Source organism: Marinomonas algae (genome assembly GCF_047525555.1).
Lineage (GTDB): Bacteria > Pseudomonadota > Gammaproteobacteria > Pseudomonadales > Marinomonadaceae > Marinomonas.
Map to the genome: position 1 here is coordinate 337,182 of NZ_JBLIXK010000003.1, position 11,068 is coordinate 348,249.

General features: G+C 42.9%; 8 protein-coding genes and 4 tRNA genes. 11 read left to right on the forward strand and 1 reads right to left on the reverse strand.

Going from position 1 to position 11,068, the window contains the following annotated elements; translation table 11 throughout:
- Positions 1 to 2 precede the first annotated feature (2 nt).
- From alr to ACMUMQ_RS07910, 8 genes are all read left to right on the forward strand, one after another.
- On the forward strand, positions 3 to 1,103 hold the full coding sequence (gene alr / locus ACMUMQ_RS07875) for an alanine racemase (protein WP_414681442.1): 1,101 nt from the start codon (positions 3 to 5) through the stop codon (positions 1,101 to 1,103).
- Between the two features lie 209 nt (positions 1,104 to 1,312).
- Positions 1,313 to 3,931, forward strand: coding sequence for an alanine--tRNA ligase (gene alaS, locus ACMUMQ_RS07880; RefSeq protein ID WP_414681443.1), 2,619 nt, complete (start codon positions 1,313 to 1,315; stop codon positions 3,929 to 3,931).
- A 44-nt stretch (positions 3,932 to 3,975) separates the two neighbouring features.
- Positions 3,976 to 5,220 carry an aspartate kinase gene (locus tag ACMUMQ_RS07885; RefSeq protein WP_414681444.1) on the forward strand — a complete coding sequence of 415 codons (1,245 nt, stop codon included), beginning with the start codon at positions 3,976 to 3,978 and terminating at the stop codon, positions 5,218 to 5,220.
- 142 nt (positions 5,221 to 5,362) lie between these two features.
- Positions 5,363 to 5,551, forward strand: coding sequence for a carbon storage regulator CsrA (csrA, locus tag ACMUMQ_RS07890; RefSeq protein WP_414681445.1), 189 nt, complete (start codon positions 5,363 to 5,365; stop codon positions 5,549 to 5,551).
- Positions 5,552 to 5,621: 70 nt separating this feature from the next.
- Positions 5,622 to 5,711 (forward strand) — tRNA-Ser (locus ACMUMQ_RS07895).
- Positions 5,712 to 5,773: 62 nt separating this feature from the next.
- A tRNA-Arg gene (locus tag ACMUMQ_RS07900) sits at positions 5,774 to 5,850 on the forward strand.
- Between the two features lie 52 nt (positions 5,851 to 5,902).
- A tRNA-Arg gene (locus tag ACMUMQ_RS07905) sits at positions 5,903 to 5,979 on the forward strand.
- Positions 5,980 to 6,038: 59 nt separating this feature from the next.
- Positions 6,039 to 6,115 (forward strand) — tRNA-Arg (locus tag ACMUMQ_RS07910).
- Between the two features lie 23 nt (positions 6,116 to 6,138).
- Here the strand turns inward: ACMUMQ_RS07910 and ACMUMQ_RS07915 are convergent.
- Positions 6,139 to 7,116 (reverse strand): tRNA dihydrouridine synthase, encoded by a 978-nt coding sequence (locus ACMUMQ_RS07915; protein WP_414681447.1) that lies wholly within the window; start codon positions 7,114 to 7,116, stop codon positions 6,139 to 6,141.
- A 179-nt stretch (positions 7,117 to 7,295) separates the two neighbouring features.
- On the opposite strand from ACMUMQ_RS07915, the gene ACMUMQ_RS07920 reads away from it, so the two are divergent.
- From ACMUMQ_RS07920 to ACMUMQ_RS07930, 3 genes are read left to right on the forward strand one after another with little or no spacing between them, the layout of a single operon-like run.
- The gene (locus ACMUMQ_RS07920; protein WP_414681448.1) at positions 7,296 to 7,547 is read left to right on the forward strand and encodes an OadG family protein; all 252 of its coding nucleotides are present in this window, start codon (positions 7,296 to 7,298) and stop codon (positions 7,545 to 7,547) included.
- A 36-nt stretch (positions 7,548 to 7,583) separates the two neighbouring features.
- Positions 7,584 to 9,377 (forward strand): sodium-extruding oxaloacetate decarboxylase subunit alpha, encoded by a 1,794-nt coding sequence (gene oadA, locus ACMUMQ_RS07925; protein ID WP_414681449.1) that lies wholly within the window; start codon positions 7,584 to 7,586, stop codon positions 9,375 to 9,377.
- Positions 9,378 to 9,394: 17 nt separating this feature from the next.
- Positions 9,395 to 10,567 (forward strand): sodium ion-translocating decarboxylase subunit beta, encoded by a 1,173-nt coding sequence (locus tag ACMUMQ_RS07930; RefSeq protein WP_414681451.1) that lies wholly within the window; start codon positions 9,395 to 9,397, stop codon positions 10,565 to 10,567.
- Positions 10,568 to 11,068 lie beyond the last annotated feature (501 nt).

The following is an 11,068-nucleotide window of genomic DNA, read 5'->3' on the forward strand; positions in this document are numbered from 1 at the left end:
AAATGGCAAGACCACTCACTGCAACGATAGATTTGAATGCAATTTTACATAACTATCGTTACGCAAAAAAACTTCAGCCAACCTGTAAAGCCTTTGCTGTTGTGAAAAGTAATGCTTATGGTCATGGTGCCATTGAAGTCGCAAAACACCTTGATGAAGAAGTGGATGCCTTTGCTGTTGCGGCTATTGAAGAAGCAATGTCTCTTCGAGAAGCTGATGTGAAATCACCTGTTATGTTGTTGGAAGGTGTTTTTGAAGCTGAGGAATGGGCGTTGTGTGAGCAGCACGGTTTTTGGGCCGCAATAGAAAACGACACTCAGCTTAAATGGCTATTGAACAGCGAAGCAAAGATTGAAAAGGTTTTTGTCAAACTGGACACGGGAATGCATCGTTTGGGCACAGATAAAGACGGCGCCAAATTGCTTGTGGAGAAATTGAAGGAAAGCGGCCAAGTTGGCGAAGTGTTGTTAATGACGCATTTTGCTTGTGCTGATGATTTGTCTGATATTACAACGATGGAGCAGCTTACTTATTTCGAGCAGGCTCGTCGCTCTATTGGTGGTATCGAAGCCAGTGTTGCGAATTCTGCAGCTATTATGAAGTGGTCTGTTCCTGAAGGTGGATGGATTCGCCCAGGCATTATGTTGTATGGGATTTCCCCTTTTGCAGGTCTGACGGGGCAGCAGTTGGGTTTGGTTCCAGCCATGACTTTGTCTTCGAAAGTGATCTCTGTTCGCTCTTTGAAGCAAGGTGAAAAAGTTGGCTACGGTTTATCTTATGTTGCTAAGGAAGATCATCAATTGGCGACAGTCGCGATTGGTTATGGTGATGGCTATCCTAGACATGCTCAACATGGCGCACCTGTTAAGCTTAACGGGCGACCGGGCGAATTGGCAGGTCGAGTATCAATGGATATGATTACAGTGAAGCTGTCTAATTCAGATCAATTGCTCGAAATTGGGCAAGAGGTGGTTTTATGGGGAGAAGAAGTCCCTGTAGAAGAGGTGGCTGAGTTTGCTGGCACCATTGGTTATGAACTCGTCACTAGAATGACCTCCCGCCCTAATTATCGTTATCAAGCCCTTAACGAAATCAAATTGTAACCCCCTATAAAGCCTCGATTCTTAGCGAAAAGAGGCTTTAGTTTAAGAATTGTACAAAATAACCTTAAAATTCTACGGTTTCTTTTGAAAACACCCATCCTTTGCGTGTACTATTTTGTGCTTTTCGTTGTACAGAATAGGCGCTTATTAATATGCCGTTCACGCAACCCAATTCGTCCTGAAAAATAGAGATAGAGACGCACCTTATTATGAAGAGTTCTGAGTTACGCCAGTCATTTTTATCGTATTTCGAAAGTAAGCAGCATCAGATTGTTGATTCTAGCTCTCTGGTTCCTGGTAACGATCCGACTTTGTTGTTTACTAACGCGGGTATGGTTCAGTTTAAGGATGTATTTTTGGGTGAAGATCAACGCCCATATACGCGAGCAACTACGTCTCAGCGTTGTGTCCGTGCAGGCGGTAAGCATAACGACCTTGAAAACGTAGGTTATACAGCGCGCCACCATACTTTTTTTGAAATGTTGGGTAACTTCAGTTTTGGTGATTACTTCAAAAAAGATGCTATCTCTTACGCTTGGGAGTTTTTGACGGTTGTTTTGAAATTGCCGAAAGAAAAACTGCTTGTAACCGTTTATGCAGATGATGATGAAGCCTTTGATTTATGGCATGACATGATAGGTGTGCCGAAAGAAAAGATCATACGCATTGGCGACAATAAAGGTGGTCGTTACCAATCTGATAACTTCTGGGCGATGGGTGATACAGGCCCTTGTGGTCCTTGTTCTGAAGTTTTCTACGATCATGGTGAGCATATTTGGGGTGGGCCTCCAGGTTCTCCAGAAGAAGATGGCGATCGTTTTATTGAAATCTGGAATGTCGTCTTCATGCAGTTCAATCGTTCTGCTGATGGTACTATGGCTCCATTGCCTAAGCCTTCTGTTGATACAGGAATGGGGCTTGAGCGAATTGCTGCCATTTTGCAGGGCGTTCACAGTAACTACGAAATTGACTTGTTTCAAAACTTGATCGCAGCATCCGCAAAAGCCGTTGGTACTGATGATTTGGCTTCTCAGTCATTGCGCGTTATTGCCGATCATATCCGCTCTTGTTCATTTATGATTGTGGATGGCGTTATTCCTTCCAATGAAGGGCGTGGTTATGTTTTGCGTCGTATTATTCGTCGTGCGGTTCGACACGGTAATAAATTGGGGCAGAAAGGTGTTTTCTTCCATAAGTTGGTTGAAGCGCTTGATATTGAGATGGGCGATGCGTACCCAGAGTTACGCAAACTTAAAGACCGAGTGATTTCTATCTTGTTAAAAGAAGAAGAGCAATTCGCGAAAACTCTTGATCAAGGTATGAAGATCCTTGAAGAAGCGATTTCTCAGCTTGGCGATAAGAAAGTGGTTCCAGGCGAAACCGTTTTTAAACTCTACGATACTTTTGGTTTTCCTGCGGATTTGACGAATGATGTTGCCCGTGAAAATGGCTTAGAAATTGATGAAGCTGGCTTTGAAAAAGCGATGGACGAGCAGCGTAATCGTGCTCGTTCTGCTAGTAACTTCTCAATGGATATGTCTGGTGGCTTAACAATTGACAGCGTCACTGAATTTACGGGTTACGACAATTTAGATGGTCAATGTGAAGTGGAATCTATCTTGGTTGATGGTGTTGCCGTTGATTCTATCGAAGCGGGTCAATCTGCTGCTGTGATTTTAAAAAGCACGCCTTTCTATGGTGAATCAGGTGGTCAAGTTGGTGACAAAGGCTGGTTGCGTGGTGCTGGTGCTTTCAAAGTGTCCAATACAACAAAACAGTCAAAAGCCCATTTGCATCAAGGTGAATTAAAAGAAGGTCGTCTTTCTGTAGGTGATTTGGTAACAGGTGAAGTGGATCGTTCTTTGCGTATGGCGACTACATTAAATCACTCTGCAACGCATTTATTGCATGAAGCGCTTCGTCGTGTTCTAGGTGATCATGTTACTCAAAAAGGTTCTTTGGTTGATCCAGAGCGTTTGCGTTTTGACTTCTCTCACTTTGAAGGCGTAACGGCCGCAGAGATTGAGCAGATTGAAGATATGGTGAATGAGCAGATCCGCTTAAATCGTCCTGTTGAAACGGATCTGATGGATATTGAGTCTGCAAAAGCCAAGGGTGCTATGGCGCTGTTTGGTGAGAAATACGACAGTGAAGTGCGTGTTCTAACAATGGGTGCGGATTACTCCATTGAGCTTTGTGGTGGAACGCATGTTAAGCATACAGGTGATATTGGTTTATTCAAAATCGTTGCGGAAAGCGGTATCGCAGCTGGTGTGCGTCGAATTGAGGCGTTAACGGGTAAAGCGGCGATCGATAGCACTCGACACATTGAGGCTCTGCTTAGTAATGTGGCTGGCTTGGTAAAAGGCAATAAAGAAAACGCTTTTGATAAAGTTGTGGCGTTAAATGACCACGCTCGTAGTTTGCAAAAAGAGTTAGACCTTCTTAAAGGTAAAATGGCTGCTCTCGCAGGTGCTGATTTGGCGTCTCAGGCGGTTGCGATTGAAGGTGGCAAGTTATTGGTTGCTCAGATTGATGTGGCTGATCCAAAAGAATTGCGTGATTTGCTAGATGAGCTGAAAAGTAAGCTAGAGTCGGCTGTTATTCTTTTAGCTGCGGTTAATGATGGCAAAGTGAGTTTAATTGCTGGTGTGACAAAAGAGTTAACCAAAAAGGTAAAAGCGGGCGATCTTATTAAGATGGTTGCACCTTTGGTCGACGGTAAAGGCGGTGGTCGACCAGATATGGCTCAAGCAGGTGGTAATAATCCTGATGGATTGCCAGAAGCGCTTACTTTGGTTCCTAGTTGGGTTGCTGAAAGAGTTTAATTTGATCGGCTCTATTGAGCTTTGATGTAGGTAATAAATAGATTATGGCGTTGTTAGTTCAAAAATACGGTGGCACTTCTGTTGGTACGGTTGAACGTATCGAGGCGGTTGCAGATAGAGTTTATAAGCATAAGCAAAAAGGCGATGACGTTGTTGTCGTTGTATCTGCTATGAGTGGTGAAACAAACAGATTGATTGAGTTGGCGAAAAGTGTCATGCCTTCGCCTAATGCTCGTGAGATGGATGTTTTGCTTTCAACTGGCGAACAAGTAACCATCGCTTTGTTGTCTATGGCATTGATGAAGCGTGGTCTTGATGCTCGTTCTTATACAGGCTCTCAGATTCGTATTACAACTGACAACGCTCATGGTAAAGCTCGTATTCAGAAGATAGATACCGAAGCAATGAGAGCGGACTTAGATGCAGGTCGTGTTGTTGTTGCTGCGGGTTTTCAGGGTGCGGATGAGTTTGGCAATATTACAACGCTAGGTCGAGGTGGCTCTGATACAACGGGTGTTGCTTTGGCTGCGGCTTTAAAAGCGGATGAATGTCAGATTTATACTGATGTGGATGGTGTTTATACAACGGATCCTCGTGTTGTGGATAGCGCTCGACGTTTGGATAAAATTACATTTGAAGAAATGTTGGAAATGGCGAGCTTGGGCTCAAAAATATTGCAAATTCGTTCAGTAGAGTTTGCTGGTAAATATCAAGTGCCATTAAGGGTACTGTCTAGTTTTGTTGAAGGTGAAGGTACGTTGATTACAACAGAGGGGAGCGAGAATATGGAGCAGCCAGCGGTTTCTGGTATTGCGTTCAATAGAGACGAAGCAAAGTTAACATTAAAAGGTGTGCCTGACATTCCGGGTGTTGCTTCGCGAATTCTTGGGCCAATCAGTGATGCCAATATTGAAGTTGATATGATTGTTCAGAATATCTCTTCTGTAGACGGTACAACAGACTTTACCTTTACTGTGCATCGTAATGAATATGATCAGGCATTATCTACGCTGAATGGTATCGCTGAAGAGTTAGGGGCTACAGAGGTGCTTTCTGACGCTAAAATCGCGAAGGTGTCTATCGTAGGGGTGGGTATGCGCTCACACGCCGGTGTAGCAAGTAGTATGTTTAGGGCGTTGGCGGAAGAGTCAATTAATATACAGCTTATTTCTACATCAGAAATTAAAGTGTCAGTGATTATCGACGAGAAATACATGGAGCTAGCTGTCCGTACTTTGCACTCAGCGTTCAAGTTAAGCGACGGTGCATTAGGGGTTAGCGAAGCGTAACAATTGGATACATAAAGTCATAAAATTTTTGATGGTTAAATATTTGCCAAAAAGCTACAATTCGTTTTGTAGGATTTCCCCTACAAAGGTGTCGGGGAATTCATCTTGGTAAATGTGATAATTAATTTCAGGGAAAAATTTTATGCTTATTTTAACTCGTCGTGTTGGTGAAACCTTGATGGTTGGTGATGAGGTTTCTGTTACTGTATTAGGTGTTAAAGGAAATCAGGTTCGTATTGGTATCAATGCACCTAAAGACGTTTCTGTACATCGTGAAGAGATTTATCTTCGTATTCAACAGGAACAAGATGGACAAGACACTGTGGAATAATTTTTTTAAAAAAATTTCCAAAAAGTCTTTACATGTTTTTTAGGCAGTATATACTACGCCGCACTTGTTTGGAGAGTTGGCCGAGTGGCCGAAGGCGCTCCCCTGCTAAGGGAGTATGGGGTGAAACTCATCGAGGGTTCGAATCCCTCACTCTCCGCCATTCAAGTATGTCTTTTAAGAACTATCCTTCTTAATAAAAAAGACATCGTGATATGTGATTATGCACCCGTAGCTCAGCTGGATAGAGTACTCGGCTACGAACCGAGCGGTCAGAGGTTCGAATCCTCTCGGGTGCACCATCCATAAAAGCTTTTAGATTCTTCTTTAAGTGTTGCAAAGAAATTATAGTGAGCACCCGTAGCTCAGCTGGATAGAGTACTCGGCTACGAACCGAGCGGTCAGAGGTTCGAATCCTCTCGGGTGCACCATTTCTAAAACACATTCCAAATTGTTTCTTCAAAAGTATTTCATTTCTTAATGTTATTGAGCACCCGTAGCTCAGCTGGATAGAGTACTCGGCTACGAACCGAGCGGTCAGAGGTTCGAATCCTCTCGGGTGCACCATTTACTAATTCTCAATTCTTGCTTTACCCTTTCAGGACTATTTCTATATTTCTTAGAAACTCAATGACGCTATTGCTTCTTCTTAAAGTCGTTAGATTGTCTCTTATGCTTATATGCTCAAATCGTAAATGACCACACCATTGCTTTAATCTTCCTAGAGTGGCAACTTCGTCGTATTTTTCTTGTAGTTTCATTGTGTAGATGGCGAAGAGGTTAAATAGCTCATGTTCTTGCTTGTTTCTAGTCTCCCCGCTTAGCTCAGCTAATATATCTTGAAATACAAAGGGGTTATTCAAAGACCCTCTACCAATCATAAAGTGGTTACATCCCGAAATAGATTGGCACTTTAATAGTGATGTTACGTCTGTGATGTCTCCATTGGCGACGACTAACATTTTTGTTCTATCTTGGATTTCGCCTATTTTTTCCCATCGAGCTGGTGGCTTATAGCCGTCTTTTTTTGTTCTGCCATGCACGGTTAGTTTGTTCGTTCCAGCCGCTTCTATTGCGGCAACATTATCAAAAAGTAAAGCTTCATCTTCATAGCCTAAGCGTATTTTGGCTGAGACAGGTATGTTTTCAGGTAATTCGTTTCGAATGGTCTTCATAATTGTATGAAGCGTATTTGGGTCTTGTAGTAAGACAGAGCCGCCTCCATGACCGTTTACCCTTTTTGCTGGGCAGCCAAAGTTAATGTCGATATGAGTTGCGCCAGCTTCAATCGCATTGATCGCACTTTCAGCCATAAGCTCCGCATTGCTACCAAGCAGTTGAGTGTGTACTGGATGTTGGTATGCAGTTTGGGCGTTGTTTCTATTTTCTGGTACTAGGTGTTGGAATGTGTTGGTGGGAATTGGGTACTGAGTGACTCTTACAAACTCTGATACAAGGTAGTCCATGCCTCCAATACTTGAAAGAAGTTCGCGCATGGTGTGATCCATTACGCCTTCCATAGGTGCGACGGCAAGAGTGACTGGGTTGTTCTGTGCTAATTTATTCAAAATAAGGGTGCTTTCTACTGAATTGTTCACGAAATAAGTATAACTGTTATGCAAAAAAAATATGAAACTGTTCTGGTTTGTGGTAAAAAACTACCCATTAAAAAGAAACTATTCTATTTGGGGTGCATCTGATCATATTCGATCGGCACAAACAAGATAATAGCAAGGGTATTGATGTTATGAACGGGTTGCTCGGAGATGGCTTTGGGTTAATGGTATTGGGGATGGGCTTTGTCTTTCTCTTCCTGTGTATCTTAATCGTTGCGACGGGTTTTATGTCTCGTCTACTGAACCAATTTTTTCCAGATGTTTCTGTCGCTGCGCCAAGCGCGAAGCCAGTTGCTGCACCTGCAGCAGGTAGTGTTGATCCGAAGATTGCGGAAGCGATTACGGCAGCAGTTCACCACCATAGAAACAATAAGAATTCTTAAACTACTAACTATCCAGATTTTTTTTGAGGCTGAAACATGACAACCACTAAGCAACCTCTTGGCATTACAGATGTCGTTTTGCGTGATGCTCATCAATCTTTGTTCGCTACACGCATGCGAATTGATGACATGCTTCCCATTGCTGAAAAGCTTGATAAAGTTGGCTTCTGGTCACTTGAGTCATGGGGTGGTGCAACATTCGATTCTTGTATTCGATTCATTGGTGAAGATCCATGGGAGCGTATTCGCGAATTGAAAAAAGCGATGCCAAACACGCCTCAGCAAATGCTGCTTCGTGGTCAGAACTTATTAGGTTACCGTCATTATGCTGATGATGTTGTAAATAAGTTTGTTGAGCGTGCTGCTTTTAATGGCGTAGATGTCTTCCGTATTTTTGATGCGATGAATGATCCTCGTAACTTAGAAACAGCGATTAAAGCGGTTAAGCAACAAGGTAAGCATGCTCAAGGCACGATTTCTTATACTAAGAGCCGAGTTCATACGACCCAAAATTGGGTCGATTATGCGAAAACGCTAGAAGATATGGGTGCTGACTCTATTGCTATTAAGGATATGTCTGGCATTTTGACTCCTTACGATGCGTTTGAGCTAGTTAGTCTTTTAAAGGCGCAAACAGACTTAGAGGTTCAATTGCATGCTCACGCAACTTCTGGATTGTCCGATATGACGATTCTTAAAGCGGCTGAAGCGGGAGTTGATCGTGTTGATACCGCCATCTCTTCTATGTCTATGACATACGGACACAGTGCAACGGAATCTGTCGTTGCTGCTTTGCAAGGAACGGATCGTGATACAGGACTGGATTTAACTCAGCTTGAAGAAATTGCTTCTTACTTCCGTGAGGTAAGAAAAAAATACGCTAAATTCGAGGGTTCTTTACGCGGAACAGATTCTCGCATTCTTATCGCTCAGGTTCCTGGTGGAATGTTGACGAATATGGAAAGTCAATTAAAAGAGCAAGGCGCAGCGGATAAGTTCGATGATGTACTAAAAGAAATCCCTAAAGTGCGTGAAGACCTGGGTTTGATACCACTTGTAACGCCGACATCTCAGATTGTAGGTACGCAAGCTGTATTGAACGTATTAACAGGCGAGCGTTATAAGTCTATCTCTAAAGAGACGGCTGGTATTTTAAAAGGCGAATATGGTGCGGCGCCTGCTGAATTTAATGCGGAGCTTCAAGCGCGTGTACTTGATGGTGCTGGAGCTATTACATGTCGTCCAGCTGATTTGTTGTCTCCAGAAATGGATAAGCTAACGGAAGAGTTGGTTGGTTTGTCCAGCGAGAAAGGTATTCAACTAGCTAATGATCAAATTGATGATGTCTTGACGTATGCGCTATTTCCTCAGATTGGCCTTAAATTCCTTCAGAATCGTGGTGACGCTAGTGCGTTTGAACCAGCACCTGTTGCGGAGTCGATTGTAGATTCTTCTAGTGTGGCTAATTCCTCTCCTGGTGGTGAAGGTGTTTACACTGTTTCTGTTTCTGGTGAAGAGTATGTTGTTCAAGTGACAGAGGGTGGTGTTGTTGGTGCTATCCAACCTGCAGGTTCAGCATCGGCTTCAGTTGCAGCGCCTGTTGCTCCAGCAGCATCTTCTGGTGAAGCGGTTCCATCTCCACTTGCAGGTAATATTTTCAAAGTGCTTGTTTCTCCTGGTCAGCAAGTTGAAGAAGGTGAAACAGTTATGATTTTAGAAGCTATGAAAATGGAAACTGAAATCTCAGCCCCTAAATCTGGTGTGGTTGGTTCCATTAATGTGAAAGAAGGTGACTCTGTACAAGTTGGTCACACGCTTCTTACTTTGTAATCTAGGAAAACTTAGAGATGGAAAATAAGCTACTAAATTTGCTTCATGATACTGGCTTTTACCAGCTTGAGCTGGGTCAGTTTGTGATGATGTGTGTTGGTCTTTTGCTTGTCTTTTTGGCTATTAAAAAGGGTTTTGAGCCATTATTGTTATTACCAATCGGTATTGGTGCTGTGATGGTGAATATTCCGGGTGCAGGCTTTATGGCTGCACCTGTTTATGATGCGACTGGGCATTTAGTCTCGCCGGGTGGTCTTCAGTACTATATCTATCATGGTGGTATCGAAACTGGGTTGTTCCCATTGCTCATTTTTATGGGTGTTGGAGCTATGACGGACTTCGGTCCTATGTTGGCTAACCCTAAAACGCTTCTTTTAGGTGCTGCTGCTCAGTTCGGTATCTTCGCAACGGTCATTGGTGCTGTGGTACTAGGTGCGGCTGGAATTATGGATTTCACCTTAGCAGATGCGGCAGCGATTGGTATTATCGGTGGTGCCGATGGTCCTACGGCGATTTTTGTTGCGAGTCGATTGGCTCCTGACTTGCTTGGTGCTATTGCTGTTGCTGCATACTCTTACATGGCTTTGGTTCCATTGATTCAGCCGCCAATCATGAGAGCACTTACCTCTAAAGAAGAGCGTGCTATCAAGATGGTTCAACTTAGAGAAGTCTCTAAGAAAGAGAAAGTCATCTTTCCTATTGTGGTGATTTTTCTAGCGGCTATGTTCTTACCGAGTGCGGCGCCATTGTTGGGTATGTTTTGCTTTGGTAACTTGATGAAAGAATGTGGTGTTGTTGATCGCTTAAGTGATACAGCTCAAAATGCTCTTATTAACATAGTTACTATCTTCTTGGGTTTGGGTGTGGGGTCGAAGCTTAGTTCTGAAGATTTCTTAAATGTTGAGACATTGGGTATTCTAGGTTTAGGTTTAGTGGCTTTCTCTATTGGTACCGCTTCAGGTGTTATCATGGCTAAGATCATGAATAAATACTCAGCTGAAGATATCAACCCTTTAATAGGTGCGGCTGGTGTCTCGGCGGTTCCTATGGCGGCGCGAGTGGCGAATAAAGTTGGTCTTGAAGCGAACAAACAAAACTTCTTGTTAATGCATGCCATGGGGCCAAATGTTGCTGGTGTAATTGGGTCGGCAGTTGCTGCTGGCGTGATGCTAAGTTACGTTGGTGGTTAAGTATTAGCTTTTAGTTTGCAGATAAAAGCCCTGTCGCTGAAAAGTGATGGGGCTTTTTTATGTCTATTTGATGTGAAGTGAGATGTTGTTTGGTTGTTATGTGATCAGTTTTTGGCTGTTTTGATGTTTTATTGATCAGAAAGTACTTCTTTATCATTTAATTAAAAGAATTGTCAGAAAAGGGTTGCACAAAATCTGTAGATCCTTAATATACGCCCTCGCTGACACGGACAGGGCTTAGCATCTTAATTAGGTTTGAGAGGTTTGGCGGCTTAAGTGTAACGGCAACGCTCTTTAAAATAGATAATCAGATAATTTGTGTGGGCGCTCGCTGGAGACTTCAGAAGATTGGCTGCTAACTTTTAGTTAGTAAGTTGATCAAAAAAATTGAAGTCTTACGAGACGTCAAACACGTCAATTCGCTTTATAAGTAAATTGTTAGTGTTTCGATACTTGAGTAAGCAAACTTTTTAACTGAAGAGTTTGATCATGGCTCAGATT

Excerpts from the sequence above, each read along its gene's own strand:
- ACMUMQ_RS07885 (WP_414681444.1), top strand. The coding sequence starts at position 3,976 with ATGGCGTTGTTAGTTCAAAAATACGGTGGCACTTCTGTTGGTACGGTT.
- oadA (WP_414681449.1), top strand. The coding sequence starts at position 7,584 with ATGACAACCACTAAGCAACCTCTTGGCATTACAGATGTCGTTTTGCGT.
- alr (WP_414681442.1), top strand. The coding sequence starts at position 3 with ATGGCAAGACCACTCACTGCAACGATAGATTTGAATGCAATTTTACAT.
- alaS (WP_414681443.1), top strand. The coding sequence starts at position 1,313 with ATGAAGAGTTCTGAGTTACGCCAGTCATTTTTATCGTATTTCGAAAGT.
- ACMUMQ_RS07920 (WP_414681448.1), top strand. The coding sequence starts at position 7,296 with ATGAACGGGTTGCTCGGAGATGGCTTTGGGTTAATGGTATTGGGGATG.
- csrA (WP_414681445.1), top strand. The coding sequence starts at position 5,363 with ATGCTTATTTTAACTCGTCGTGTTGGTGAAACCTTGATGGTTGGTGAT.
- ACMUMQ_RS07930 (WP_414681451.1), top strand. The coding sequence starts at position 9,395 with ATGGAAAATAAGCTACTAAATTTGCTTCATGATACTGGCTTTTACCAG.